Source organism: Pseudochryseolinea flava (genome assembly GCF_003286915.1).
Classification (GTDB): domain Bacteria; phylum Bacteroidota; class Bacteroidia; order Cytophagales; family Cyclobacteriaceae; genus Ohtaekwangia; species Ohtaekwangia flava.
In genome coordinates this window covers 989170-1012376 of record NZ_QMFY01000001.1, presented here as the reverse complement: position 1 = coordinate 1012376, position 23207 = coordinate 989170, and the positions used below count along the sequence as shown (strand labels likewise).

The 23207-nt window shown below is 42.6% G+C and carries 23 protein-coding genes; 9 read left to right on the top strand and 14 right to left on the bottom strand.

Going from position 1 to position 23207, the window contains the following annotated elements; translation table 11 throughout:
• Window positions 1-27: 27 nt before the first annotated feature.
• On the bottom strand, window positions 28-1686 hold the full coding sequence (locus tag DQQ10_RS04560) for a glutamine--tRNA ligase/YqeY domain fusion protein (RefSeq protein WP_112745578.1): 1659 nt from the start codon (window positions 1684-1686) through the stop codon (window positions 28-30).
• Window positions 1687-1876: 190 nt separating this feature from the next.
• Here DQQ10_RS04560 and gltX point away from each other — a divergent pair, with 190 nt between their 5' ends.
• The 6 genes from gltX (at window position 1877) to DQQ10_RS04530 (ending at window position 6948) form a co-directional block, all read left to right on the top strand.
• Entirely contained in the window at window positions 1877-3412 is a 1536-nt protein-coding gene (gene gltX, locus DQQ10_RS04555) for a glutamate--tRNA ligase (protein ID WP_112745577.1), read from the top strand.
• A 25-nt stretch (window positions 3413-3437) separates the two neighbouring features.
• The gene (locus DQQ10_RS04550) at window positions 3438-3656 is read left to right on the top strand and encodes a hypothetical protein (protein ID WP_112745576.1); all 219 of its coding nucleotides are present in this window, start codon (window positions 3438-3440) and stop codon (window positions 3654-3656) included.
• A gap of 63 nt (window positions 3657-3719) precedes the next feature.
• A complete protein-coding gene (locus DQQ10_RS04545) occupies window positions 3720-4493 on the top strand; it encodes a TIGR00266 family protein (RefSeq protein ID WP_112745575.1) in 774 nt (257 codons plus the stop codon).
• A 6-nt stretch (window positions 4494-4499) separates the two neighbouring features.
• Window positions 4500-5081, top strand: coding sequence for a Crp/Fnr family transcriptional regulator (locus DQQ10_RS04540; protein WP_112745574.1), 582 nt, complete (start codon window positions 4500-4502; stop codon window positions 5079-5081).
• 57 nt (window positions 5082-5138) lie between these two features.
• Window positions 5139-5702 (top strand): DinB family protein, encoded by a 564-nt coding sequence (locus DQQ10_RS04535; RefSeq protein WP_112745573.1) that lies wholly within the window; start codon window positions 5139-5141, stop codon window positions 5700-5702.
• Between the two features lie 31 nt (window positions 5703-5733).
• Entirely contained in the window at window positions 5734-6948 is a 1215-nt protein-coding gene (locus DQQ10_RS04530; RefSeq protein ID WP_112745572.1) for an NAD(P)-dependent oxidoreductase, read from the top strand.
• 58 nt (window positions 6949-7006) lie between these two features.
• Here DQQ10_RS04530 and DQQ10_RS04525 read toward each other — a convergent pair whose 3' ends face one another.
• From DQQ10_RS04525 to DQQ10_RS04470, 12 genes are all read right to left on the bottom strand, one after another.
• Entirely contained in the window at window positions 7007-7651 is a 645-nt protein-coding gene (locus DQQ10_RS04525) for a methyltransferase domain-containing protein (protein ID WP_112745571.1), read from the bottom strand.
• Window positions 7651-8454: a UbiA prenyltransferase family protein gene (locus tag DQQ10_RS04520; RefSeq protein ID WP_112745570.1), complete on the bottom strand. Its 804-nt coding sequence runs from the start codon at window positions 8452-8454 to the stop codon at window positions 7651-7653. Before DQQ10_RS04520 ends, DQQ10_RS04525 begins: the two co-directional genes overlap by 1 nt.
• A gap of 68 nt (window positions 8455-8522) precedes the next feature.
• The gene (gene atpG, locus DQQ10_RS04515) at window positions 8523-9410 is read right to left on the bottom strand and encodes an ATP synthase F1 subunit gamma (protein ID WP_112745569.1); all 888 of its coding nucleotides are present in this window, start codon (window positions 9408-9410) and stop codon (window positions 8523-8525) included.
• Between the two features lie 32 nt (window positions 9411-9442).
• A complete protein-coding gene (gene atpA / locus DQQ10_RS04510; RefSeq protein WP_112745568.1) occupies window positions 9443-11017 on the bottom strand; it encodes a F0F1 ATP synthase subunit alpha in 1575 nt (524 codons plus the stop codon).
• 12 nt (window positions 11018-11029) lie between these two features.
• On the bottom strand, window positions 11030-11590 hold the full coding sequence (atpH, locus tag DQQ10_RS04505) for an ATP synthase F1 subunit delta (protein ID WP_112745567.1): 561 nt from the start codon (window positions 11588-11590) through the stop codon (window positions 11030-11032).
• 3 nt (window positions 11591-11593) lie between these two features.
• Window positions 11594-12088, bottom strand: coding sequence for a F0F1 ATP synthase subunit B (locus DQQ10_RS04500; protein ID WP_112745566.1), 495 nt, complete (start codon window positions 12086-12088; stop codon window positions 11594-11596).
• Window positions 12089-12161: 73 nt separating this feature from the next.
• Window positions 12162-12410: an ATP synthase F0 subunit C gene (gene atpE / locus DQQ10_RS04495; RefSeq protein WP_112745565.1), complete on the bottom strand. Its 249-nt coding sequence runs from the start codon at window positions 12408-12410 to the stop codon at window positions 12162-12164.
• 65 nt (window positions 12411-12475) lie between these two features.
• Window positions 12476-13537, bottom strand: a complete 1062-nt coding sequence (gene atpB / locus DQQ10_RS04490) for a F0F1 ATP synthase subunit A (RefSeq protein WP_112745564.1) — start codon at window positions 13535-13537, stop codon at window positions 12476-12478.
• 101 nt (window positions 13538-13638) lie between these two features.
• On the bottom strand, window positions 13639-13998 hold the full coding sequence (locus tag DQQ10_RS04485; protein ID WP_112745563.1) for a hypothetical protein: 360 nt from the start codon (window positions 13996-13998) through the stop codon (window positions 13639-13641).
• A complete protein-coding gene (locus tag DQQ10_RS04480; RefSeq protein ID WP_112745562.1) occupies window positions 13995-14231 on the bottom strand; it encodes an AtpZ/AtpI family protein in 237 nt (78 codons plus the stop codon). Before DQQ10_RS04480 ends, DQQ10_RS04485 begins: the two co-directional genes overlap by 4 nt.
• Complete coding sequence (locus tag DQQ10_RS04475) at window positions 14185-14619, bottom strand: bactofilin family protein (protein WP_112745561.1); 435 nt, start codon at window positions 14617-14619, stop codon at window positions 14185-14187. The genes DQQ10_RS04480 and DQQ10_RS04475 overlap by 47 nt, the downstream gene beginning before the upstream one ends.
• An 11-nt stretch (window positions 14620-14630) precedes the next feature.
• Window positions 14631-15479 (bottom strand): M23 family metallopeptidase, encoded by an 849-nt coding sequence (locus DQQ10_RS04470; RefSeq protein WP_245970273.1) that lies wholly within the window; start codon window positions 15477-15479, stop codon window positions 14631-14633.
• A 96-nt stretch (window positions 15480-15575) separates the two neighbouring features.
• Between DQQ10_RS04470 and porW the strand changes: the two genes are divergently transcribed.
• From porW to uvrC, 3 genes are read left to right on the top strand one after another with little or no spacing between them, the layout of a single operon-like run.
• Complete coding sequence (porW, locus tag DQQ10_RS04465) at window positions 15576-18164, top strand: type IX secretion system periplasmic lipoprotein PorW/SprE (RefSeq protein WP_165823790.1); 2589 nt, start codon at window positions 15576-15578, stop codon at window positions 18162-18164.
• Window positions 18115-20445: a transglycosylase domain-containing protein gene (locus DQQ10_RS04460; RefSeq protein ID WP_112745559.1), complete on the top strand. Its 2331-nt coding sequence runs from the start codon at window positions 18115-18117 to the stop codon at window positions 20443-20445. Before porW ends, DQQ10_RS04460 begins: the two co-directional genes overlap by 50 nt.
• An 8-nt stretch (window positions 20446-20453) precedes the next feature.
• Entirely contained in the window at window positions 20454-22238 is a 1785-nt protein-coding gene (gene uvrC / locus DQQ10_RS04455) for an excinuclease ABC subunit UvrC (RefSeq protein ID WP_112745558.1), read from the top strand.
• 50 nt (window positions 22239-22288) lie between these two features.
• Here the strand turns inward: uvrC and porN are convergent, their stop codons facing one another.
• Window positions 22289-23206 (bottom strand): type IX secretion system ring subunit PorN/GldN, encoded by a 918-nt coding sequence (gene porN, locus DQQ10_RS04450; protein WP_112745557.1) that lies wholly within the window; start codon window positions 23204-23206, stop codon window positions 22289-22291.
• Window position 23207: the final 1 nt, after the last annotated feature.

The window sequence follows — 23207 nt, the reverse complement described above, 5'->3', positions numbered from 1 at the left end:
GCTTGTAACTTGAATCTATTCCAAAAGCTATTTTTTCGCTTCCTTCGCCCACATATCCCTGAGCGTAACCGTGCGATTGAAGATAAATTTATCTTTTGAAGAATCTGGATCGAGTGCAAAATATCCTTTTCTTAAAAACTGATAGCGCTCAGATTCTTTTGCAGAAGTTATCGCCGGCTCTGCATAAGCAACTTGTACCTGCAACGAGTCGGGATTTAAATATTCTTTGAAGTCACCTTCTGCTTCTCCGAGATTTTCTACTTTGAAAAGTCTGTCGTACAAGCGCGTTTCGATTTTTACGGCATGCGGAATACTTACCCAATGAATAGTTCCTTTCACGTTAATGCCCGAAGTATCTGAACCACTCTTACTTTCAGGAATGTAGCTGCAACGAAGCTCAGTGATCTTTCCAGAAACATCTTTGATCACTTCATCACACTTGATGATGTAAGCGCTTTTCAAACGTACCATTTGTCCTGGAGCAAGTCGGAAATATTTCTTCGGCGCAACTTCCATGAAGTCCTCTTGTTCGATATAAATTTCCTTGCTGAAAGGAACTTCACGATGGCCGGCGTTTGCATCTTCCGTATTATCCTCACTGGTGAGCGTTTCCGATTTCCCATCTGGATAGTTTGTGATCACAACCTTCAATGGATCGAAAACCACCATTCTACGCTGTGATATTTTGTTGAGATCTTCGCGAACACAAAATTCAAGCAACCCAACATCGATCAAGTTTTCACGTTTTGCAACACCAATCTTCTCACAGAATTCGCGAATACTTTTCGGCGTATATCCTCTCCTGCGAACGCCACTCAATGTAGGCATACGCGGATCATCCCATCCCGCAACATGTTTTTCATTGACTAGTTGAAGAAGTTTGCGCTTGCTCATCACCGTGTACGTCATATTCAAACGTGCAAACTCATACTGATGTGACGGATAGATCTCGAGATTCTTGATAAACCAGTCGTACAGTTCGCGGTGCGGAATAAATTCCAACGTGCAGATACTATGCGTAATGGTTTCGATTGAATCGCTTTGACCGTGAGCAAAATCGTACATCGGATAAATACACCAGTTGTTTGCCGTGCGATGATGATGGGCATGCTTGATACGATACATCAGCGGGTCACGCATGTGCATGTTAATGTGAGCCATGTCAACCTTAGCGCGAAGTACTTTCTCGCCATCCTTATATTTCCCGGCCCGCATGTCTGCAAAAAGTGTTAGGTTCTCTTCTACACTACGACTGCGAAAGGGACTATTTGTTCCAGGTTGCGTTGGCGTTCCCTTCTGTTTGGCAATCTCTTCGCTGGAGCTGTCGTCAACGTAAGCCAGATCTTTTTTAATCAGCATCACCGCGAATGCATAAAGTTTTTCGAAGTAATCGGAAGCATACAGTTCTTCAGCCCATTGAAAACCTAGCCACTGAATATCATTTTTAATACTCTCTACATACTCTGTTTCTTCTGTAACAGGGTTTGTGTCATCAAATCTCAGGTTGGTTTTCCCGCCATATTTCAGTGCAAGGCCGAAGTTCAAGCAAATACTCTTGGCATGGCCCATATGCAAATAACCATTTGGCTCTGGAGGAAAACGGGTGATGATGCTTTTATACTTTCCTGCTTTCAGGTCGTTTTCAATGATCTCTTCAAGAAAGTTCAGGCTTTTTTCTTCCGTCATACTACGCTCGCTTTTGAAAGTTGTAAAGGTATAAAAGCCTTTGATTCCGTCGGTATTTTTTTGGCTATCTGCACCATTTTTTAGGCCTTTTATACGATTCCAACCACGTTATTGTAAATCATATTTTACCTTTGCTATTGTTATCTAAACAAACGATTCCAGAAAGAATCGATTAAGGAAAGGAAGAGAAATGAGACCAGTACGCGTAAGATTCGCACCCAGCCCTACCGGCGGACTCCACATTGGTGGTGTAAGAACTGCCTTGTATAATTATTTACTTGCCCGTCAGCATCAAGGCACCATGATCCTTCGCATTGAAGACACCGATCAGACACGCTTTGTACCCGGCGCAGAAGAATACATTATTGAATCCCTGAAATGGGCAGGAATCAAAATCGACGAAGGTGTTGGTGTTGGTGGACCTCATGCTCCTTATCGTCAATCTGAAAGAAAACCTATTTATCAAAAATACGCACAACAACTCATCGACGAAGGCAATGCGTATTACGCATTCGATACGCCGGAAGAACTCGAGGCGATGCGCGAAAGATTAAAGGCCGCTGGCGTAGACAACTACCAATACAATAGTGTCACGCGGATGCAAATGAGGAATTCACTTACACTCTCCGAAGGTGAAGTGAAAAACCTGATTGCTTCAGGAACACCTTATGTAATCCGATTGAAAGTTCCCAAGAAAGAGGAGATCAGATTGAACGACATCATCCGTGGTTGGGTGATGGTTTACTCTTCTCAGATCGATGACAAAGTGTTGATGAAAGGTGACGGTATGCCGACCTATCATTTGGCGAATGTTGTCGATGACTATCTGATGAAGATTTCACACGTCATACGCGGTGAGGAATGGTTGCCGTCTGCGCCACTACACGTATTGCTGTATCGCTTTCTCGGATGGGAACAAGACATGCCACAATTCGTGCACCTACCATTAATTCTAAAACCAGACGGTAACGGCAAACTTAGTAAGCGTGATGCTGATAAATATGGATTCCCGATATTCCCGCGTACATGGACTGACCCTGTATCTGGCACTGTATCTGTCGGCTATAAAGATGCCGGCTATTTGCCAGAAGCGCTGGTTAACTTTCTGGCTTTGCTTGGATGGAACCCAGGAACAACACAAGAAATTTTTTCGATGGAACAACTCATCGAGGCGTTTTCATTTGACCGTGTGAATAAAGCTGGCGCGCGTTTCGATATTCAAAAAGCGCAGTGGTTTAATCAACAATACTTGCGCGCAAAGAGCGATGACGAACTTGTTGTATACCTTCAAGAGTCGTTGAAAGGCGAGAATATTTCGTGTGACGAAGCGAAAGCGAAAAAGATTGTTACCATCATGCGTGATCGAGTAACGTTCCCAGGCGAGTTTTGGTCACAAGGAAAGTTTTTCTTCTTTGCACCAACCACATTCGATGAAGGTGTGATTTCAAAAAAATGGAACGACGAAGCCGTTAAAGTCCTCAGTGCGTTCAAAGACGAGATTGCAAAAGCAGCAACGTTGGATGCAGCAACGGCGAAAGCTGCACTCGAGCAGGTGACCGCGACGTTAGGAATTGGTTCTGGAAAAATTATGCAAGCGTTACGGGTATCATTAACCGGTGCGGGCGGCGGTCCGGATTTGATGATGATCATGGAAATTATCGGTGCCCAGGAGGTCGTAAAAAGAATTCAATACGCCCTACAAACCCTGAAGGTGAAAGTTGCGTAAATAGTATTCAATAAACCTTTCTGTTATGTCTAAAAAAGAAGGTAAAGATGAGCAAAAGCCGAAACCAAAGGTTCACAAAGATCTGCAAGGTTTCGATGTGTCAATCGACCAGTTTGGCGAGATTACGTCAAACATGCGAATTGAAAAGATCAATGAATTCCTCGATAAAAACGTAGACGACAAAAAACTTGCAGAACGCGACGACTACGATGAGATGAAAAAAGGCAAAAAGAAAAAGAAATAAATTGCTGTAAGCCCCGCCAACGCGCGGGGCTTTTCGTTTAATTCGTAAAAATTTAAAAAGAATATGAACCGATCCCACGAAATCGATTATCAAATCAAAGGTGAAAGTATTCAGATCGTTGAAGTTGAACTTGACCCAGGAGAAACCGTAATTGCTGAAGCTGGTGCTATGCTCTTCATGGAGGACGGTATCGCGTTTGAAACAAAAATGGGAGATGGCTCAAATGCCAACCAAGGATTGTTCGATAAACTTCTCTCTGCGGGATCGCGTATGCTGACGGGCGAATCTTTATTCATGACGCATTTTTCCAACCGCGGTTCGAGAAGAGCCAAAGTAGGATTCTCCGCACCCTATCCGGGAACAGTGATTCCAATCGATCTCGCAACGTCGCCTGGCCAGGAAATGATCGTTCAAAAAGATGGATTTCTATGCGCCGCATTTGGAACAAAAGTTTCTATCACATTCAATCGTAAAATCGGTTCTGGCCTTGTTGGTGGTGAAGGTTTTATTCTTCAAAAACTACAAGGCGACGGAAAAGCATTCGTCCATGCCGGAGGAACGGTAATCGAAAGAACGCTTAACAACGAAACACTTCGTGTAGACACAGGTTGCGTTGTAGCATTCGAATCACAAATTGACTTCGACGTGCAAGCTTCCGGTGGACTTAAGTCGATGATCTTCGGTGGCGAAGGTATGTTTCTCGCTACACTTCGCGGAACTGGTAAAGTATATTTACAATCCATGCCAATCAGAAAATTAATACAAGCACTCGCGCCGTATGGACGCAATAGCGGGAAAGAAGGAAGCTCACTTCTCGGAAGCTTTCTCGAAGATTAATTCGTGATGCAACCGTGGCAGGAGAAATTACTTCGCATCTTCGGCAGCAACACTCCTTTGCCCGCAGACGCTCAACAAGCTTTACTGGATCATTGGAAGCATCCGGTAAAGCTTAAGCGTCATCAATTCTTGATCGAAAAAGATCAAACAGAAACGAATCTGTTCTACATCATCGAGGGAAGTGTTCGTATCTATTTTCCGCACAACGACGAAGAGATCTGCGTAGGATTTGGTTACGACAACAGCCTTATTTGCTCTTACCCTTCCTTCATCAGAAATCAACCATCAACGTATTACATCCAGGCACTTAGCGCGACTTCGCTGATGTCTATTCGAAAAGTAGACTTCTATGATTTATTCAGCTCATTTCGCAAGATAGAAACAGCGTGGCGTGAGCTACAAGAAGAAGCGTTGATGGGTAAGATCGAACGCGAAACCGAGATGCTTACGTTCACTCCGGAGGAGCGGTACCAACGTTTAATTCAACGAAGTCCAAAAGTATTTCAGATCATACCGCGCAAGTACATCGCATCGTATCTTCGAATGTCACCCGAAACACTAAGCAGAATTCGCCCTGAAAAATCTTGATCGCCGTCAATTTCTATATGCGCGTTCAAAAATAATTTTGATCCAAATTAACAACTTATGACAGCGCAGGATCGAATTAAGAATTTAAAAGTAGAGATTGATGAAACAATCGCATTTGTCGCCGCGATAAATGCGCAGGATGAAACGCTATTAAATTGGAAACAATCCGCGGAACGATGGAGTATCCTTGAGTGTATCGAGCATCTAAATCGCTATTGCCGATATTACAATGTCGCGATCAATAATGTGCTCACGCGTTCCAACGATGGACAACCGGTAAACAAGTCGTCATGGCTCGGCAAAAAATTTATTTCGATGATGCATCCTTCGAATCGGAAGATGCAAAAGACGATGAAGCATCTTAATCCGGTTCACAGTAAGCTCAGCATTGCAACACTTCATGAGTTTCTTGCGCATCAAGATAAACTTTTGCACATGCTTGATGCTAGCGCAAGTAAATCGATAGGCAAACAAAACATTAGCGTTGAATTTCTAAGGATATTAACAATTCCATTTTTTGATGCGTTTGAATTTCTTGTCGTTCATCAACAACGTCATATACTTCAGATAAGAGACATCCTGGAAAAAAGATCAAATCGAGAGGCTGTGTTAAAGGTTTAATGTAAATTGCCTTGCATACAACTGATAACTCATGACCACTATCGGATTGATTAAGGAAGGCAAAGTGCCGCCAGATAAGCGCGTACCTTTTACACCATTGCAGGCTGAAGAAATCGAGCAGCGATTTGCTGGTGTTAAAGTCATTTGTCAAGAAAGTAACATCCGATGTTTTCGTGAACAAGAATATCAAGCATTGGAGATAGAAGTACGTGCGTCTGTAAATGATTGCGATATTTTGATGGGGATAAAAGAAGTGCCCAAAGAACAACTCATTGCAGGAAAAACGTATCTCTTCTTTTCACATACTATCAAAAAGCAACCTTACAATCGCGAGTTGCTGCGTGTGATCTTGAGTAAAAACATTCGCATGATCGACTACGAAGCCTTGAAAGACAAGCAAGGTAATCGATTGGTTGCGTTCGGGAGATATGCAGGCATCGTCGGCGCTTATAACGGACTATGGACGTACGGTGAACGCTTCAAGCTTTACAACATTCGACGAGCACACGAATGCTTCGACGTTAATGATCTCAAGCTCGAATTGCGAAAAGTAAAACTACCGCCAATTAAAATCATTCTCACGGGCGCAGGGCGAGTAGGCAAAGGATCGATGGAAACCCTCGACAGCGCAGGTATTCGAAAAGTTAACGCGAGTGATTTCTTGACAAAAGAATATACGGAGCCGGTTTATGTTCAGCTAAGCAGTTCAGATTATCACGTAAGAAAATCGGGCGGGCATTTTAACCGCGAAGAGTTTCACTTACATCCCGAGAAGTACGATTCAATCTTTAAGACTTTTACGAAAGTAGCGGATGTATTGATGGCTGGTGCTTACTGGAATCCAAAAGCTCCCGTTTTATTTACACAATCGGACATGACTTCTCCCGATTTTAAAATAAAGGTGATCGCAGACATCACGTGTGATATCGATGGGTCGATTCCAAGCACAAAAAAGGCGTCAACAATTGCAGATCCGATTTACGATTATGATCCTGCGACGGGAGAAGTTCGTTCAGCGCTTTCAAATGAAAAGTTTGTAACCGTGATGGCCGTGGACAACTTGCCCTGTGAGTTACCAAGAAGCGCGTCTGAAGAATTCGGCAAAGATCTTATTGACAAAGTACTTCCGATTTTATTACGAGATCCCGATCAAGATGATATTATCAAAAGAGCTACCATCTGTGATCAAGGGAAATTAACGGAGCATTTTAAATACTTGCAAGATTACGTCGATGGAAAAGAGTAGCGTTTTAATCTGAATCTTAACAGAAGGCAAAAAAAGCAATCTACTCAGCTTGTCGTGTCTAATGTTTCGCGGATTTTAATCCCCGACGAAACACTAAAGAACAAATAAAACCATTTCTAAAGAACTGCTTTTTTAGAACATCCAAATTTTCCCTTGTCATACATTCCAGCCATTGCGGCATTGACCGCGCTTCGATGTTAGTTACGACGCGAAAGAAAAGATACATCGTCCAAAGCAAGAATCGATGATATACATTTTTCGATTGTACGAAATCTGTAACAAGCCACTTCCCATTTACATCCAACAATGGCAGTATGATTTTTATTTTTTGCTCAAGTGACGCATCTGAAAATAGATCAACGTAGAAGTTGGTAATCACAGCATCAAATTTCGATTGCGTATCTACATCCGACTCTATTCCATGTAAGAACGTAATCGGGTTATTGATATTGATTTGCTTGGCCATGTCGATCATCGATGATGAGGCTTCAACATACAATATCTCGGCCGTCGGATTTATCTTGCCAATATCATGCAAGATCCATCCCGTTCCACCTCCAATAATTAGAATTCTCTTGGCATCTGAAATTTCATGTAGAAAGAATCGCTGTGCATGCCTGATATCCTCGCCAATAAATACTTTAGCAAGCCAATCGTAAACATGAGCAATTCTATCAAACTTGTTAAGTGACGATAGCTTCATCAACTTATGAGTAAGTATAATAATGGCAGAAAGAATACCGCGTCGCCAAGTAAACGAAATCTATCATCCTCCCGCAGAAACGATTGGCAAAGAAACACGGCCAGTAAAGTAGCGCTCATCACCATCACAGTCAACGAAGCAATAACATCTGTCGTCCACATCATCAGCAAAAGATTTACAATCGGAATGATAAAGATAATCTTGCGACTTTTCTTATCACCAAGGCGTAATACGATCGATGCGCTTCCATCGCGCTGATCACGGTCACGATCATACCACGAAAAAATAACCAAATTCAGAAATGCTGTTAACAGAAATTGAACAACGATCACGAGTGGCAGCTGGCTAAGTTCCATTTGTGTTACCGACAATGAGGGAAGTAATACACCTGCTGTATAAAGGATTGCAATTAAAAATTCTTTTGGAAATTTAATCACACGATGCACTATTAAATAAAGTGCGCAACATGCGATCAAGATCAATCCACCACGAAGTACCGCTGGCCTGATAAACATCACGACAACGATATTCAAGATAATGGAAAGCACTACCATCCAACATAATACTTGGAAATGCTGTTGGTGAAACCGATGTCTTTCAGTCGACGCAGGGGCCTTAATTCGTTTAGCGTCGAGTAAATGATCGACCGTATATATGATCCAAACACTCACTGACAATGACAATAGGCCAAAGACCAGAATTTGAACGTGCAGTAATTTTCCAAAGAACAACGCCGCGCACAACGACCCAAGCGCCACATCTAGGCTAAGAACATTGAAACGGGTGTACAATTTTAGCAGCATAGTTCGATGAGCATAAAACAAAAAAGTCTCGCTTTCTAGCGAGACTTTAAAGTTATAGTAATTTTCTCTTAAGCAGATTTCAACGCTTCCGCACCACCCACGATCTCAAGGATCTCTTTGGTAATCGCGGCCTGACGCGTTCTATTGTACGTCAAACGGAGTTGTTTCAACAACTCACCTGCGTTTTCAGTAGCCTTGTCCATGGCAGTCATACGAGCACCATTTTCAGAAGCACTTGAATCCAAGAGCGATTTGAACAATTGTACCTTTAATGACTTTGGAATTAATCCGTCAATGATCTCCTCCTGACTTGGTTGATAAATGTAATCAACTTGCGTCGAAGTGTTCTGTGAAGTCGCTGGTGGTACTACTGGCAAAAATTGTTCCGCACGAAGAATTTGTGTAGCCACGTTTTTGAACTCGTTATATACGATTTCAATCTTGTCGTATTTGCCTTGCTGGAATGCATTCATCATGAATTCAGCGGCCGCCGATGCAGAGTCAAAAGTAAGGTTACTAAAGAGCGTAGCATAATCGCTCACCACAGCCACCTTACGTTTTGCAAAATATTCATTCGCTTTTCTTCCGATTGGTAAGATCGTCACGTGTCCTTTCGCATACTCGTTTTTATATTTTTCTTCTACGAGACGGGCAACACCTTTAAAAATGTTACTGTTAAAAGATCCACACAATCCGCGATCGGAACTGATAGCAACAATCAATACATTTCTGACCTCACGCTGCTGGCTATACCAGTTCTCGCCATCCGAGTTGCTTTGTGCAGCAGAAAGGTTCGAAAGAATTGAGGCCAACTTTTGCGCAAACGGGCGAATCTGAGTGATTCTATCCTGAGACTTACGCAACTTAGCCGCCGCCACCATTTTCATGGCTTTCGTAATCTGCTGTGTGCTGATTACCGAGGTGATGCGGCCTTTAACTTCCTTTAAACTTGGCATTTCTAGTCAGTGTTCAGTGTACTTCGTGAAGCTTAGTATCTAGCAGCAAGGTCCGTTGCTACAGCTTTCATCGTAGCAACATCCGCATCTTCAAATTTACCAGCTTGAAGATTAGTCAATACATTCTTGTGGCTACCGCGAAGAAGCTCGATGAATTCCTTCTCAAACTGTTTCACTTTAGCAACTGGAACTTTATCCATAAATCCACGCGTAGAAGCGGTAATGATCGCTACTTGTTCCTCTACAGGAACTGGCGCGAACTGATCTTGCTTCAAAATTTCAGTGTTTCTTCTACCGCGTTCGATGGTGAGTTTTGTAGCCGCATCAAGATCAGAACCGAATTTCGCAAAAGCTTCAAGTTCGCGGAACTGTGCTTGATCAAGCTTCAACGTACCAGCAACTTTCTTCATTGATTTAATCTGAGCAGAACCTCCTACACGTGATACAGAAATACCAACGTTGATCGCAGGGCGGATACCAGAGTTGAACAAGTTTGTTTCAAGGAAGATCTGACCGTCGGTGATCGAGATCACGTTTGTTGGAATGTATGCAGAAACGTCACCAGCTTGCGTTTCGATAATTGGAAGCGCCGTCAATGAGCCACCACCTTTAACGAGGTGCTTGATTGATGCCGGTAGATCGTTCATATCTTTAGCGATCGCATCATTGTTGATGATTTTCGCCGCTCTTTCGAGAAGACGAGAGTGAAGATAGAATACGTCACCAGGATAAGCTTCGCGTCCAGGAGGTCTTCTCAAAAGAAGAGACACTTCACGGTAAGCAACAGCTTGCTTAGAAAGATCATCATATACTACGAGTGCAGGTCGACCGGTATCACGGAAGAATTCACCGATAGCAGCACCTGTGAATGGCGCGAAGAATTGCATTGGTGCTGGATCAGAAGCAGCAGCTGATACAATGACAGTGTATGGAAGCGCACCGGCTTTTTCAAGAGATGCAGCAACGCTTGCTACAGTAGATGCTTTTTGCCCTACAGCAACATAGATACAATATACAGGCTGACCTTTTTCGTAGAACTCACGTTGGTTAACGATCGTGTCGATTGCCACAGCTGTTTTACCAGTCTGACGGTCACCGATGATCAACTCACGCTGACCACGACCTACCGGGATCATCGCGTCGATCGCTTTAATACCAGTTTGTAGTGGTTCGTTTACTGGCTGACGGAAAATTACACCGGGAGCTTTTCTTTCCAATGGCATGTCATAAAGGTCACCAGCGATTGGGCCTTTACCATCAACAGGATTTCCAAGTGTATCCACAACACGGCCAAGCATACCATCACCAACTTTCACAGAGGCGATTTTACCAGTGCGCTTTACAGTTGCACCTTCACGGATATCTTTATAGTCACCGAGCAATACGGCACCTACGTTATCTTCTTCAAGGTTAAGCACGAGTCCTTTGAGTCCAGTTTCGAACTCGATCAACTCACCAGCTTGCGCTTGTGTAAGTCCGTAGATACGAGCAACACCATCACCGATGGTTAATACTGTACCAACTTCTTCCAATTGAGCGTCGGTACGTGAATTCGATAACTGCTCACGTAAAATTGCTGATACTTCTTCCGGTCTGATCTCTGCCATGGTTATAGGAGATTAAAATTCTTTAATGAATGGGTTCTGAGTAAATTCTACTTTCAGCGACTTCAGTTTGCTCTTGATAGATGCATCGATTTGGCGATCGCCAACATTGAGTACAAATCCACCGATTAAACTTGCGTCTACTTTTTCGGTCAAATCGATCGACTTCTTATTGCTAAGATCTTTCACGATTTTCTCGATTTCACCGCGGAGTTTTGCATCCAGCGGAACTGCGGTGGTAACAGTAGCTTTACCAACCCCTTTATATTCGTTGTATTGCGCCTGAAATTCTTTTGCAATAACAGGCAACAATGGTTCGCGATTCTTTTTTGTAATGATGTCGATGATGGCCATGGTTAGGCTGTGCACCTTTCCTTTGAAAAGTTTTTCAAGGATATCTCTTTTCTTATCGTGTTTGATGATAGGGTTACGCAACACAAGGCCAAGTTCCTTGCTACCATCAACCACTTTCGAAAACAATTGCATATCGGCCTGCACTTGATCGAGTGCATTTTGCTCGATAGCAAGACCCAGAAGTGATTTGGCGTAACGCGATGCAGCTCTTGAATCTACCATTGGTTAGTTAAGTTTCGCGTCTTTGATGAAGTTTTCAACCAACTCTTTCTGTTCTTTATCCCCAGCGAGGTTCTTCTTCAAAAGCTTCTCTGCAATTTGAAGCGAGAAAGTCGCCACCTGGATTTTAACTTCTTTCAATGCAGCTTGCTTTTCAATGTTGATTGCCGCACGCGCATCTTCTACAATTTTATCGGCTGCTTTCTTTGCGTCAAGCTGAGCTTCGTCTTTCATACGCGCAGCAACTTCACGTGCTTCACGAAGAATTCTGTCGCGCTCTTCACGCGCTTCTTTCAAAAGCTTTTCATTGTCGGACTTAAGGCGCGCCATTTCTGCACGTGCTTTCTCCGCTGTTGACAAAGCTTCTTCGATGGAATTTTCACGCTCCTTAAGTGAACTAAGGATGGGCTTCCATGCCAGCGCTTTTAAAAGGAAAAATAATCCTACAAAGATTACAAACTGCCAAAAGATTAGTCCCGAGCCGGGGGTGAGAAATTCCATAAGTTTATTGAATGTGTTTGTTCAAATTAAAAGAACCTGCCCGGCCAAGTGCCTAAGGCAAGTTCAATGTTTGTTACGCTGTGCGCTGAGAAATCAGCAAGCAAATAACTAGTGCAAAAAGAGCAGCAACCTCGATGAGGGCAGCGATGATCAACATTGCACCTTGGATTTTTCCAGATGCTTCTGGTTGACGCGCCATACCTTCCATTGCAGAGCCACCGATTTTACCGATACCAATTCCAGCGCCAATTGCCACTAGACCTACACCGATACCAGCGCCCATAACTGCGAGGCTGATGTCCAACAAAATTGCTAAAAGCATAATATTTAGTTATTTAAGTGAAACAAATCTCCTGGTCACCCAAGAGAAAATCTTTAATCTATTTATTAATGATGATCGTCGTGTTCTGCTATCGCCATCCCAATATATAAGGACGAAAACAGCGTGAATACATATGCCTGGATACCTGCAACCAAAAGTTCAATGAGGTTGATAAACAATACCATCAGTGATGACCCCAAGCCAACCCAGTAGCTCTGGAAAATGAACGCCAAACCAATCAAACTCAGCAATACGATGTGACCCGCAGTGATCGCCACGAATAAACGAAGCGTTAATGAAATTGGCTTTGTGAAAATTCCCAGGATCTCAACGGGAAGGATTACCACTCTCAATGGAAGCGGAACACCTGGTGTCCAGAAAATGTGACCCCAGTATGCCTTATTTCCATTCGCATTGGTGATAATGAAAGTCAATACGGCCAATACCAATGTTACTGCGATGTTCCCCGTCAAGTTACCCGCACCAGGAAGAAGCCCTAGCAAGTTTCCAAAAAGGATAAAGAAGAATAATGTAAGCATGTAAGGCATAAACTTCGCGTAGTGATGACCGATGTTTGGCTTCACTACTTCGTCCCTTACAAAGATGATAATCGGTTCAAAGAAAGATTGGATTCCAGAAGGAGCTTTGCCAGCATTCTTCTTATAGCCTCTTGCAACAGCTGTGAAAATAAGAAGCAATAGAATGGCATTGATAAAGAGCATGGCAACATTCTTTGTGATCGAAAGATCGAATGCTGACTTTCCTGTACTTACTTCAACAATGTGACCGTGATCCAACTTAAGCCCTTCGTATTCTTTTGTTGCGTGGTGATGGTCATCGTAAAAGTTATGTGATGAGAACAGTTTCAAGCCTTCGCTAGTGTAAGCAATCACCGGCAGATAGATTGTGCCATAGTGTCCGTCCCACAAGTGCCAGATATGGTCGTCCATCACGTGGTGAAGGATGACGTCACTGATGTTTTCTTTCTTCTCTGATGGATGTTCTTCAGATGCGTGTTCTGTTGCTTTAGGCGTGTGTTCTTCTTGTGCGTTAGCAAAAGAAAAAACTGCAAAAAAAATGATGCAAAACGCGGCAGATTGTCTTAGGAGGCTGGAGAAAACGCTCATTTTGGCTTATTTCGGAGGCTTTTGAAATCCGACCGCAAAGGTATTCATTATACCTCCACAAAAAAATGTTTTAAAAATATTTTGCCTCCAAAAACCGTGTGTCAGGAGCGTGTTTTTTTCCGATAGAGAAACACGATCTCAAGCGCCGTAAATACCGAATAAGCCACCATAAAAAACACCACATTTCCTAGGGCATGAGCTTGGTCTGACAAAACAATGATAAGGATATATGCGCCAAAGGCGAGAATTTTTACGGTGATGGTGAGCAAATACATTTGAACAAACATATCTTTTGCCGCACGATCCAAATAGATATAAAGGAAGCCAGTGGCAAACGCCAAAAGAAGTAACGTCTCAAGAAAATAGGATGGTACAAGCCAATAGGCTTCAGCCGAACCAACAAGACACCCCGTAGCGATCAGGATCGCTGAACTCAGTAGAGCAATAAAAAACTTAGTCAAGAATTATCGCGATTAATAGACCTATAGATTTGGTACATCATGCCACCAAATGCACCAAATCCGAAAAGAAGCATAAAAGCAGGAAATTTTAATCCGAGGTATGCATCAAGCAGATAACCAAGCCATCCCAAAACACCAATAGCGGCCAAGAGCTGAAAGGCCAGGCCACTATATTTGAGGTACGCGTTAGATTGTCTTGGCTTCGGATTGTGGGATGGCTCTTGTGAGGCCATTGTCAGCTCCTATTTTAATGTCCTTCACTACAGCGCCCATCTTACAAGTCCCATTGAACACTGCGCCTGGCTCAACTACCATCTTACCGGTAACAATGTCTCCATTGATAACAGCCGTTGCTTTTAGTACAAGAAGCTCGGAAATTTCAAGTTTACCTTTTACCTCGCCTTCAACGTCAGCATTTTGCGCGATGATGTTTCCTTGAATGTGTGCTTGAGGACCTAGTGCTACCTTCGATTTCGATTTGATATTGCCGGTAACTTTGCCTTCGATACGGATGTTTCCGTAAGTCTCGATGTTTCCCTCGAGAAACGTGCCCTTGCCGATGGTATTGCTTGAGTTGCTGATCTCTTCGGCTGCCCGTTTTTGTTCTTTAGAAGTTAGCATGACGTTGTTGTTTAAAAAGTGACAAATTCTTCTGGGTTTAAAGCGTTCCCATTGTACCACAGTTCAAAGTGCAAATGCGGTCCGTTGGAGAGCTCACCACTGTTGCCAACTATAGAAATAATTTCGCCTCCATTAACAAAAGTACCAACTTTTTTTAAAAGTTGTGCATTGTGCTTATATGCTGATATCACATTGCCGCGGTGCTGCACCATTATAACATAACCTGAGTCTTGCGTCCACGATGAAAAAATGACCGTCCCATCGGCAATACATTTCACGGGTTCATTTGCCTTCGCTACAATGTCGGTACCCATGTGGCCCTTCTTCGCGTCAAAATGATCAGAGATAAATCCTGATATCGGCGGAAAGAATGTTCCCTGCAATTCTCTGGCTTTTGAATTTGCCAAGGTAATGAGCGACAAATCAGACGCCTCAAAATCTTTCCTAAAAGTTGAATCACTTGCGGGTGCTTTGAGTGATGGCCGCGTGGTTGATGGTGTACTCTCCTCGCTTTGCACCACGACAGAATCTTTTTCACCTCTTAAGCGACGCTGAATACTGGCGATGAACTCGCTTCGTTGCCGATTCCGCGTTTCCAACGAATCCACCATTTGCGCCAATTCATAAAGCCGTTTATTTAAAACCATCTGCTCGTGCTTCGGGTCAAACCACTTCGCTAAAATGGTCTTCGTCATGAAAAGACTCAACAGGAAGAGAGCAGCAAACAAAATCACTGAAAAAAGAATAACTTTCGAATAGGTAAAACCCAAGCTGGTTTTCTCGGCAAAATTCTCTTCGTTACGAATAATGAGCTGATACCGGGTCGTTAGTCTGTTCGATAGTGTTTTCTTTGCTTTCAAAATTTGAGATTTTCGGACAAAATTAGAGAATCCGAGGTCTATAATAATATGGAATGTAGGTTTTTTGCGTTTTTACTGTTTACAAATACTACCCGCTTGAAAAGGATTGCCCTCTTTATTATTTCCATCGGCTGTTTACCGCTACTATTAAGATGTTCCTCAGAAAGTCGTTCCTGGACCAGCAAAGCGTATCACAACACTACTGCCCATTATAATGGATATTATTATTCACGCGAAGAACTAAAAAAAGTAGACGACCTCGTTTGGGGTAGTCTTACCGACGACTATAACCGAATTCTCCGTCTTTACCCTGCGTTGGACTCGGCTGTGGCCAAAGGCTATGATAAAGAAATTCAAGAGGCTGTAAAGATGGCGTCGATTGCCATACAACGTCACCCTAACAGCAAATGGGTGGATGATAACTATATACTCGTAGGTCGCGCGCGTTTCTACAGCATGGACTGGGGCAATGCCATTCAAACCTTTAAATATGTTAACACCAAAAGTGATGATATTCACGCACGACATACTGCCATCATTCATTTGGTAAGAACGTTTACCGAAAAAAAAGAATACAATAATGCGCAAGCAGCGATAGACTTTTTGCAGAAAGAGGAGCCTATCATGAACAAAGCAAATCGCAAAGCACTCTATCTTGAGAAAGCTTACTACTATCAAAATCTTGAAGATCTCGATAAAATGGTTCGTAACCTCACCAGCGCCGTTCCATTGTTAAAAAAACGCGATCGTCCTGGGCGCGTATATTTCATCATCGGACAGATCTATCAAAAATTAGGATTCGAAGATGAAGCCTATGGATTTTATAAAAAATGTATTAGCACCAACCCTGCGTATGAAGTAGATTTTTACGCTCGTCTATACATGGCCCAAGTAACAGAGATCTCAAGGAGTCGCGACGTAAATGCAGCCAGGAAATCATTCAAGCAACTCTTAAAAGACAGTAAGAACAAAGAGTTCAGAGACAAGATCTATTATGAAATGGGCGTGTTTGAACTCAAGCAGAAAAATCTAAAGGAGGGTATTGAAAATTTCAACCTCGCCGTGCGCACTGGAAATAATAAACGTATTGATGGAGAAGCGTACCTACGCCTTGGCGAAGTGTATTACGATACCTTGCGCAAGTTTGAACTCTCTGCGGCTTATTATGATAGTGCTATCAATGCGCTTTCGAAAGACTATGAAGGATATGCTCAGATAAAAGAGCGACAGTTGATCTTAGCAGAGTTTGTCAAAAATCTAAAAACGATTCAATGGCAGGATAGCCTCTTAGCAATGGCAAGCCTCGATTCGGTACAGCTTCGTGGAAGAATTGATTCAGCTTATCAAATACGGAAAGCTGCTGAAGAGAAGAAAGAAAAGGCAAAGAAAAAATCAAATCGCATCAGCATCGAAGCCAACGACAACAATGTTTTTTCAACGGGCGAAAACGAAAATGAAAACACCAGTTGGTACTTCGGCAATTCGTCAGCAATGTCAATTGGGCAGAACGAATTTAAACGAACTTGGGGAGATGTTCCACTAGAAGATAATTGGCGTCGATCAAATCGTATCGCGGTAGCTACGGCAAACAGTTTGCCTACACCGACCGAAACCGATACAACAGCTCAGGCTGCGAATCAGAAAGATCTGCCGGCAGCTGATCCGGTTGCGCAAGAATATGATCGGGTCAATAAAGAAATACCTCGCACCGAAGAACAGCGTAAGGTGGCCTTGAAGAAAATTGAAGAGGCTTATTTTAATTTGGGAGACATCTACTATTTCAAGCTTCAAGAAAAAGACAATGCAGTAGACTCCTATACAACATTGCTCAGACGTTTCCCTGGAAGCGATCATGAAGCCGAGGTACTCTATAAGCTCTATCTGATCTTTAAAGAAACAGATCAGACGAAAGCTGATTTCTTTGCATCAAGGTTAAAAGAACTCTATCCAAATTCGACGTATACCAAAATTCTGCTCAATCCAAATTATTTGGTAGAATCCAGTCTCGCCGTCGAAAAACAAAAAGTTATCTATAAGTCTGCGTACGAGGCTTATGAGCAGGGTGATTTTACAACTTCATCCAAATACATCGATGAAGCGATGGCTTTGGGGGAAACGTCATTTAAACCCACGCTGGACTTGCTCAGAATTTTGATTGTCGGTGAAACTGAAAATATAAATCAGTATCAATACGAGCTTGATCAATTCATCCAAAAATATCCGATGGAGAAGATCACGGAATATGCAAAGAGTCTGTTACAAACGTCGAAAGACTTCCAACAGAATCAGGAAAAGCAAAAGGGCATACAATACATAAAGTCGCTTGAAGAGGCGCATTACTTTGTAATGATTTACCCGTCGGCGGAAAAACTCAGCAACGCAGGCACAAGTGTGTTGGAGAAATTCAACAGTGAAAACTTTGCGCGCCTACAACTTAAAACGAGCAACTTACAACTGTCTGATGACTATGGATTGATTCTGGTCACGGATTTACCACAGGTTACCGATGCACTTGAGTTTATGATTAAGTTTAATCAAAAGCTTCCGAGCATTACCGAATTACGAAACCATAAATTCAATACTTTTGTAATCACGAAAGACAATTTCGACATTTTTTACCGAACAAAGGGCCTTGATGAATACCTCCGATTCTTCGAAAAAAACTATCCTGCAGAAGTTCAATGATGCGCTTTTATTGCATCGACCATGGTTTAAGAAAACAGTTAAAGTGATCTGGATACTTTTCCTCTGCATCGCTATAGGATTTCCACTGTACATTCTTTCGGTCCGCTATAATATGTTCGGTCTCTATGGAGAAATGCCGAGCCTTAAAGCCATTGAAAATCCAGAGAACGACCTTTCATCAGAATTGATTTCAGCCGACGGTGTTTCGCTTGGACGCTACTTTCGCTATAACAGAAGTCAGGTAACCTACGAACAACTGTCGCCGGAGTTAGTCAATACATTACTGTTATCCGAAGACCGTCGTTTCTACAAGCACTCCGGAATGGATTTTTGGTCGTACGTGCGTGTAGTGTGGGGGTTGTTAACGTTTGATCCAGCGGGTGGCGGAAGTACAATAACACAACAGCTTGCCAAAAACTTATATACGCTGAATCCAGAAATGGATGGCCCAATCGCGAAGCTTGGAAAGTATCCGCGACGAATTGTCCAAAAAACTAAAGAGTGGATCATCTCGGTTCACCTTGAACGCAACTTCACGAAAGAGGAGATCATCACGATGTATCTCAATACAACTGAATTCAGCAGCAATGCTTATGGCATTAAGGTAGCCGCCGAAACGTATTTCAACAAACAACCTGATAGTCTAAATATTGTTGAGTCTGCTGTATTTGTGGGTATGCTACAAAACCCATCAGCGTTCAATCCCAATCTACATCCTGACGCAGCCTTTAAAAAACGTAATGAAGTTCTCTACAAACTGTATAGCTACGAGTATATCGACAAATCATTATACGATTCGCTAAAGGTTACACCAATCGAATTAAAGTTTGCTGTACAAAATCAAAACCAAGGATTAGCAACATATTTCAGAAACGTATTGCGAAACGATTTAATCGCATGGTGTAAAGAGCACAACTACGATCTCTGGGATTCAGGTCTAAAAATTTATACGACGATAGATAGCCGTATGCAACGTTACGCGGAAGAGGCGATGACGGAACACATGACGAAACTACAAGCTGAATTTGTAAAGCAGTGGAAGTTAAGGAATAGAAACCCTTGGGTCGATGAGAACACCGGCGGTGAAGTGAAAAACTTCTTAGCAAAAAAAATCAAACGGACAGAAACATACAAAAATCTTGTTTCGCGCTACGGCACGAATTCTGACTCTATTGAAATCATGCTCAACAAGAAGAAAAAGATGACGATCTTCAGCTGGAAAGGTGAGCGTGATACTTTGTTCAGTTCGATGGACTCATTGGCGTATTACAATAAGTTCCTTCAAAGTGGTATGATGTCTATGGACCCAACAACGGGTGCTGTGAAAGCATGGGTGGGTGGATTGAACCATAAGTATTTTAAGTTCGATCACGTGAAGCAATCAACACGTCAACCCGGTTCAACCTTCAAGCCTTTCGTTTATGGCAAAGCGATCGAAGATGGTTTTTCTCCGTGTTTAGAACTCTATGACATATCACCGACGATTCAAGTTCCAGGGGGCACGTGGACGCCGTACAATGCTGATGGTACACGCGGATCAGGAGAGAAGATGACCATTCGTCAAGCAATGGCTCGTTCACTCAATTCCATCACAGCACAAATGGTTGACAAAGTTAAACCTGATAATGTTGTGGATTTTGCCAAGCGTCTTGGGATAAAAACAAAACTCGATGCTGTTCCGTCTATCTGTTTAGGAACAAGTGATGTGTCTCTTTACGATATGGTCGGCGCTTATTGTGGTTTCGTCAATCTCGGTTTAGCAATTGAGCCGTATTACATCACGCGCATTGAAGACAAAAATGGAAACGTAATTGAAAACTTTGTTCCGAAAACAACTTTGGCAATTAATGAAGCAACGGCTTATAAAATGGTTTACATGTTGAAAGGTGGTGTTGAAGAATCTGGTGGAACTTCGTTGGGATTAAGCTATGATCTTAAAAAGGACAACGAAATCGGTGGAAAAACTGGAACGACGGACAATGCTTCCGACGGTTGGTACATCGGTGTTACACACAACCTTGTAACAGGTGTTTGGGTAGGCGGAGACGAGAGAAGTATACGTTTTCCGTCGTGGGATTTTGGAGCAGGTACAAAATCAGCGAGACCTATTTGGGATAAGTATATGCTGAAAGTTTATCGTCATCCGGAAACAGGTTACAAGAAGGGATATTTCAAACGTCCTTCGAAAATGGAAGGCTCTTTAAATTGTAGCGATTACGTTACAGCAGATCAAGATTCAACGTATGTTCCAGATCTTGAGCCAGTCTGGAAACCTAACTAAATAAAGCTATGACACAGGACCGCCTGAGAGAAGATGTTGCGCGGTTACCAGAGTCACCTGGAATCTATCGCTTCTATGACGATAACGACACATTAATCTATGTTGGTAAGGCAAAGAGTATTCGTAAAAGAGTAACAAGTTATTTTTCCAAAAGCACAGGTGTAAATCGTAAAACACTCAAGCTCGTTTCCGAAATAAGACGAATCGATTACACAGTTACGAACACTGAGTTTGATTCATTGCTATTGGAGAACAACTTTATCAAACAAAATCAGCCTAAGTATAACATCTTACTGAAGGATGATAAGACGTTTCCATACATCTGCATTTTAAAGGAGCGTTTTCCGCGCATCATATACACCAGAAATTACAATCCTTCGCAGGGAGATTATTTCGGTCCATACTCAAGCGTGGTGGCGATGAAAAACGTGCTTGAGCTCGTGAGAAAACTTTACAACATCCGCACCTGCAGCTTATTGCTCAGCGAGCAAAATGTTGAACAAAAAAAATTCAAAGTGTGTCTCGAATATCACATTGGAAATTGCAAAGGACCATGTGAGGGTTTGATTGACGAGAAAACATATCTTGATGAGATTGAAGACGCGCGATATATTTTGAAAGGAAACATTAGCATCGTTTATAGTCACTTCAACAATCAAATGAAAGAAGCGGCGGCGGCGATGGAGTTTGAGCGCGCGCAGAAATACAAAGATAAGCTAGATACCCTCGAGCGCTTTCAATCAAAATCGCTTGTGGTCAATAAAGATCTTACGGATATCGATGTCTTCACAATTTCGAGTGAAGAATCATATGCATACGTAAATTACTTGCAGATTAAAGAAGGCTCGATCATCTTTTCAAAAACACTTGAGTTAAAGAAAAAACTCGACGAGCCCGATGAAGAACTTTTAAGTTTCACGGCGTTTGAACTTCGTGAACAAATTAAAGGGTCGAATAAAACTATCCTCAGCAACATTCCCATTACGATCTTAGAAGACGGCGTCGAAAATACGATCCCCAAGATCGGTGACAAGAAAAAATTAATTGACCTGTCGATCAAGAATGCGTTGGAACTCCGTAAAGAGAAAGTGATCCTACGCGAGGGCAAGCGATCGAGACAGAAAGAAATTCTTTTGCAACTGCAGAAAGACATGAAGCTACCGAGTATTCCAATGGTAATTGAATGTTTTGATAACTCCAACTTTCAGGGCACAACGCCAGTAGCATCGATGGTGAGATTTGTCGATGGCAAGCCCGACAAAAAAGGTTATCGCCATTTTAACATTAAGACTGTAGAAGGACCAAATGATTTCGCGTCGATGAAAGAAATTGTTGGCCGACGCTACAAGCGATTACAAGAGGAGGCGATAGCACTTCCAGATTTAATTCTTGTCGATGGGGGGAAAGGTCAACTTAGCAGTGCCGTTGAAGCATTGAAAGAGCTGAACATCTATGGTTCTGTTCCAATCGCCGGCATAGCGAAACGACTTGAAGAAATTTATTATCCAGACGATCCGGTTCCGCTTCACATGAATAAAAAATCACCGGGCTTGATGCTATTGCAGCAGATTCGAGATGAGGCGCACAGGTTTGCTATCACGTTCCATCGTCAGAAGAGAAGTAAAAAACAGCTCACCTCCTCACTTGAAGAACTGGAGGGTATAGGCAAAAAAACAACGGAGAGGCTACTGCAAGAATTCCGGTCAATAAAGAAAATTAAGGAAGCACCGCTTGAAGAACTGGCGAAGATAGTCGGGCAGAAAAAAGCCGAGGCGATAAAAGGTATAAAATGAAAAAGGAGGCCAAGACCTCCTTTTTCGACTTACATATTTTAGGCAAAAAACTAAAACTCCCAGAGGTTGTGTTCTTTCTCCATAAGTTGAACTTCTGTCCACTCACGAGCCCAAACACCTTCACGATATGGTCTTCCGTTAGCACGGTAAACATCATCAATCGTTTCGTCATCAGGATTCTGTACTTTATAAATTGTTCCGTGGAACAAACGAAGTAAGAATGCATCGGCAAAGTTTTTATTCTGCGCAGTGTTCTGCCAGTTAAACCAAACCGCTTTAGGAATATTGTTACGGAACAATTTCTCGAGGTCCTTGTACTTAAACCATCCTAAAGAAACGTCGATGTTTGTGTTTGTTTTTGCACCAGGAATGATGATTTCAACAGCTTGAATATCATAATAGAGACGTGATCTTCTTCTATCAAAGATGATGTCTTCCATCATGTGAACGTTGCTCATATCGGCAACTTGATATTCAATACCGCTACCCTGAGATGTGACAGCCCAGTCTTCGTCAGTTCCTTCAGCTCCAGGTGTTACACCCCGGTTATCGCGAAGAGCACGGTAATTTTTTCCATTATACGTCGTTAGATCATCTGTATACCAATCTCTGTTCGGATCCCACTGGTCGTACACTGCAGCTTGTTCTGCCACAAGTCTTCCAAGGAAATCCTCCTTCGAGATTTTGGTCGTAAGCGAGTCGTTAGCATAAATATCGGCGAGCTCACCAGATTTTACGGCATCAGAAATCAGCTTACTCAATTCACCGTTCTTGGCGAAGAAGCCTTTGTTCTGCTTCTCTTTCAAGTCGATGTTTCTCCAAACGCGCACTTTGTAGTGTTGCTCATAGAGTGGAATTGGATTCAAGGAGTTCGGGTTGTACTGAACTTCAAGATCCTGTACCTCTTGCGCAACGGCGCCGGCAACACAAGATGCTGATAAAAAAATGGAAAGAATTACTTTTTTCATT

Coding starts and splice junctions, on each gene's coding strand:
- DQQ10_RS04560 (WP_112745578.1), bottom strand. CDS start 1,686: ATGACGGAAGAAAAAAGCCTGAACTTTCTTGAAGAGATCATTGAAAAC.
- gltX (WP_112745577.1), top strand. CDS start 1,877: ATGAGACCAGTACGCGTAAGATTCGCACCCAGCCCTACCGGCGGACTC.
- DQQ10_RS04550 (WP_112745576.1), top strand. CDS start 3,438: ATGTCTAAAAAAGAAGGTAAAGATGAGCAAAAGCCGAAACCAAAGGTT.
- DQQ10_RS04545 (WP_112745575.1), top strand. CDS start 3,720: ATGAACCGATCCCACGAAATCGATTATCAAATCAAAGGTGAAAGTATT.
- DQQ10_RS04540 (WP_112745574.1), top strand. CDS start 4,500: ATGCAACCGTGGCAGGAGAAATTACTTCGCATCTTCGGCAGCAACACT.
- DQQ10_RS04535 (WP_112745573.1), top strand. CDS start 5,139: ATGACAGCGCAGGATCGAATTAAGAATTTAAAAGTAGAGATTGATGAA.
- DQQ10_RS04530 (WP_112745572.1), top strand. CDS start 5,734: ATGACCACTATCGGATTGATTAAGGAAGGCAAAGTGCCGCCAGATAAG.
- DQQ10_RS04525 (WP_112745571.1), bottom strand. CDS start 7,651: ATGAAGCTATCGTCACTTAACAAGTTTGATAGAATTGCTCATGTTTAC.
- DQQ10_RS04520 (WP_112745570.1), bottom strand. CDS start 8,454: ATGCTGCTAAAATTGTACACCCGTTTCAATGTTCTTAGCCTAGATGTG.
- atpG (WP_112745569.1), bottom strand. CDS start 9,410: ATGCCAAGTTTAAAGGAAGTTAAAGGCCGCATCACCTCGGTAATCAGC.
- atpA (WP_112745568.1), bottom strand. CDS start 11,017: ATGGCAGAGATCAGACCGGAAGAAGTATCAGCAATTTTACGTGAGCAG.
- atpH (WP_112745567.1), bottom strand. CDS start 11,590: ATGGTAGATTCAAGAGCTGCATCGCGTTACGCCAAATCACTTCTGGGT.
- DQQ10_RS04500 (WP_112745566.1), bottom strand. CDS start 12,088: ATGGAATTTCTCACCCCCGGCTCGGGACTAATCTTTTGGCAGTTTGTA.
- atpE (WP_112745565.1), bottom strand. CDS start 12,410: ATGCTTTTAGCAATTTTGTTGGACATCAGCCTCGCAGTTATGGGCGCT.
- atpB (WP_112745564.1), bottom strand. CDS start 13,537: ATGAGCGTTTTCTCCAGCCTCCTAAGACAATCTGCCGCGTTTTGCATC.
- DQQ10_RS04480 (WP_112745562.1), bottom strand. CDS start 14,231: ATGGCCTCACAAGAGCCATCCCACAATCCGAAGCCAAGACAATCTAAC.
- DQQ10_RS04475 (WP_112745561.1), bottom strand. CDS start 14,619: ATGCTAACTTCTAAAGAACAAAAACGGGCAGCCGAAGAGATCAGCAAC.
- DQQ10_RS04460 (WP_112745559.1), top strand. CDS start 18,115: ATGAATACCTCCGATTCTTCGAAAAAAACTATCCTGCAGAAGTTCAAT.
- uvrC (WP_112745558.1), top strand. CDS start 20,454: ATGACACAGGACCGCCTGAGAGAAGATGTTGCGCGGTTACCAGAGTCA.
- porN (WP_112745557.1), bottom strand. CDS start 23,206: ATGAAAAAAGTAATTCTTTCCATTTTTTTATCAGCATCTTGTGTTGCC.